The sequence below is a fragment of the Eudoraea sp. genome (assembly GCF_049665975.1).
Classification (GTDB): domain Bacteria; phylum Bacteroidota; class Bacteroidia; order Flavobacteriales; family Flavobacteriaceae; genus Eudoraea.
The window spans coordinates 1-2,692 of the sequence record NZ_JBATGR010000105.1; the positions used below are offsets into that span (position 1 = coordinate 1).

The following is a 2,692-nucleotide window of genomic DNA, read 5'->3' on the forward strand; positions in this document are numbered from 1 at the left end:
GCCATGTTGTGGAACATGAAACCACACCCAATATTATGGGAATGATCAATAAGGTTAAACACTTAGTTTCTACGGAAGAAGCATAAAATATATTTGTAATGAATTTAGGGAATTTAAAACCAGCCAAAGGGTCTGTTCACAAAGCCGGAAAAACTATAGGCCGAGGCCAGGGTTCTGGTACAGGAGGTACTGCAACAAGAGGGCATAAAGGTGCTAAATCAAGATCTGGGTATTCCAGGAAGATTGGTTTTGAAGGAGGTCAAATGCCTTTACAAAGACGAGTACCCAAATTTGGTTTTACCAATATTAACAGAAAGGAATATCAGGGCATAAATCTGAATAAACTTCAGGAGCTTGCAGATAAAGGATTGGTTAAAAAAACAGTCACTGTTAAAGATCTTGTGGATAACGGAATGGCTCATAAAAACGATTTGGTTAAAATATTAGGCGGTGGTGAACTAAAAGCGTCTCTTAAAATAACCGTACATAAATTTACTGCAACTGCGAAAGCGGCAATTGAAGCTGCTGGAGGTGAAGCGATAAATTTATAAGTAAAGAAGATTATGAAGAAATTTTTTGAGGTTATATCAAATATCTGGAAAATTGAAGAACTGAGGGGAAGAATTATTGTAACCCTAGGTTTGCTGCTTGTGTATCGTTTTGGTGCTCAGGTTGTTCTTCCCGGTATTGATACTTCTCAATTAGCAGAATTATCTTCAAGTACCGAATCAGGTATTTTGGGTCTATTAAATGCCTTTACCGGTGGAGCATTTGCCAATGCCTCGGTATTTGCTCTTGGAATTATGCCCTATATCTCTGCATCTATTGTAGTTCAATTAATGGGAATTGCAGTGCCTTATCTTCAAAAATTAGATAAGGAAGGTGAAAGTGGGAGAAAAACAAAAAACCAGATAACCAGATGGCTAACCATTGGTATCTGTATAGTACAGGCCCCGGCCTATCTTTATAGTCTCGGCGCCCTTGGTGTACCGGACAGTGCATTTCTTTTGGGTAAAGGATTGAATTTTATAATCCCATCAGTAGTCATTTTGGTAACAGGTTGTGTGTTTGCTATGTGGTTAGGAGAAAAAATCACGGATAAAGGAATTGGAAATGGTATTTCTCTCCTTATTATGATTGGAATAATCGCGAATATGCCTCAAGCTTTTGTTCAGGAGTTTGTTTCAAGGACAGCGAATAATACTGGCGGACTAATGTTTATGCTTATAGAAGTTATTCTCTGGTTTCTTGTTATTCTGGCCAGTGTTCTATTGGTCATGGCAACGAGGCGAATACCGGTTCAATATGCCAGGAGGACAGCCTCAGGGGGGTATGAAAAAAACATTGCGGGTTCCAGACAATATATTCCTTTGAAATTAAATGCTTCCGGTGTAATGCCTATTATTTTCGCACAGGCTATTATGTTTGCGCCGGGTTTATTAGGAAGAACTTTTAATAATACAGCAGTCGGCCAATGGATGGAGGTGCAGTTTCAGGATATTTTTGGATTGGCCTATAATATTTTATTTGCCTTGCTAATTATAATATTTACATATTTCTATACTGCCATTACAGTACCTACCAATAAAATGGCTGATGATTTGAAACGCAGTGGTGGTTTTATACCAGGTATCAGACCAGGTAAAGAAACAGGAGATTTTCTTGATAAGATAATGTCATTAATCACCTTGCCAGGATCCGTTTTCCTAGCCCTATTAGCAGTATTACCTGCCGTAGTGGTTAAATTAATGGATATTCAGGCAGGATGGGCCTTATTTTATGGGGGGACATCACTTTTGATCATGGTAGGGGTGGCTATTGATACTGTACAGCAGGTTAATTCTTATTTGTTGAACAGGCATTATGATGGATTGATGAAATCAGGTAAAAACCGAAAAGTCGCATAAGTTATGGCCAAACAAGCACCCATAGAACAAGACGGTAGCATTATAGAGGCTTTGTCCAATGCAATGTTTCGTGTGGAACTGGAAAATGGACATGTGGTTACCGCTCATATTTCAGGTAAGATGCGCATGCATTATATAAAATTATTACCTGGAGATAAGGTAAAACTGGAAATGAGCCCATACGATTTAACAAAGGCGAGAATTACATATAGATACTAACAAAGACAGAATGAAAGTTAGAGCATCCATAAAGAAAAGAAGTGCCGACTGCAAAATAGTTCGCAGAAAAGGCACATTGTACGTAATAAACAAAAAGAATCCTAGATTCAAACAAAGACAAGGGTAATTATGGCAAGAATTGCAGGTGTAGATATACCAAAACAAAAAAGAGGTGTCATAGCACTTACCTATATTTTTGGTATCGGTAAAAGCAGGGCACAAGAATTATTAGAGAAAGCCCAGGTAAATAAGGATAGCAAAGTATCAGACTGGAACGACGATGAAATAGGTCGTATTCGTGACGCTGTTTCCTCTTATAAAATTGAAGGGGAACTTCGTTCTGAAAATCAGCTGAACATTAAGCGTCTGATGGATATTGGCTGCTACAGAGGAATCCGCCACAGATCTGGACTTCCACTTAGAGGACAAAGGACCAAGAATAATTCAAGGACCAGGAAAGGAAAAAGAAAAACGGTTGCGAATAAGAAAAAGGCAACTAAATAATTAGCATAATATGGCAAAGACAAGTACCAAAGGAGCTAAAAAGCGAAAGGTAATCGTTGAAT

6 protein-coding genes are annotated in these 2,692 nt (G+C 38.3%); all 6 read left to right on the forward strand.

Annotation, left to right across the window (positions count from 1 at the left end; translation table 11 throughout):
• A partial coding sequence (locus WBN20_RS04265) for an uL30 family ribosomal protein (RefSeq protein ID WP_424280822.1) occupies window positions 1-86 on the forward strand: 86 nt, incomplete at its 5' end.
• 12 nt (window positions 87-98) lie between these two features.
• Window positions 99-551, forward strand: coding sequence for a 50S ribosomal protein L15 (rplO, locus tag WBN20_RS04270; RefSeq protein WP_424280821.1), 453 nt, complete (start codon window positions 99-101; stop codon window positions 549-551).
• A 12-nt stretch (window positions 552-563) separates the two neighbouring features.
• Window positions 564-1,907, forward strand: coding sequence for a preprotein translocase subunit SecY (secY, locus tag WBN20_RS04275; protein ID WP_424275268.1), 1,344 nt, complete (start codon window positions 564-566; stop codon window positions 1,905-1,907).
• Window positions 1,908-1,910: 3 nt separating this feature from the next.
• Window positions 1,911-2,126, forward strand: coding sequence for a translation initiation factor IF-1 (gene infA / locus WBN20_RS04280; protein ID WP_015753973.1), 216 nt, complete (start codon window positions 1,911-1,913; stop codon window positions 2,124-2,126).
• 10 nt (window positions 2,127-2,136) lie between these two features.
• Complete coding sequence (gene ykgO, locus WBN20_RS04285) at window positions 2,137-2,253, forward strand: type B 50S ribosomal protein L36 (RefSeq protein ID WP_122514977.1); 117 nt, start codon at window positions 2,137-2,139, stop codon at window positions 2,251-2,253.
• Between the two features lie 2 nt (window positions 2,254-2,255).
• Complete coding sequence (gene rpsM / locus WBN20_RS04290) at window positions 2,256-2,630, forward strand: 30S ribosomal protein S13 (protein WP_424275269.1); 375 nt, start codon at window positions 2,256-2,258, stop codon at window positions 2,628-2,630.
• Window positions 2,631-2,692: the final 62 nt, after the last annotated feature.

What these genes read in the sequence shown, in the direction of transcription:
- infA (WP_015753973.1), top strand. Translation starts at nt 1,911, where the DNA reads ATGGCCAAACAAGCACCCATAGAACAAGACGGTAGCATTATAGAGGCT.
- ykgO (WP_122514977.1), top strand. Translation starts at nt 2,137, where the DNA reads ATGAAAGTTAGAGCATCCATAAAGAAAAGAAGTGCCGACTGCAAAATA.
- secY (WP_424275268.1), top strand. Translation starts at nt 564, where the DNA reads ATGAAGAAATTTTTTGAGGTTATATCAAATATCTGGAAAATTGAAGAA.
- rpsM (WP_424275269.1), top strand. Translation starts at nt 2,256, where the DNA reads ATGGCAAGAATTGCAGGTGTAGATATACCAAAACAAAAAAGAGGTGTC.
- rplO (WP_424280821.1), top strand. Translation starts at nt 99, where the DNA reads ATGAATTTAGGGAATTTAAAACCAGCCAAAGGGTCTGTTCACAAAGCC.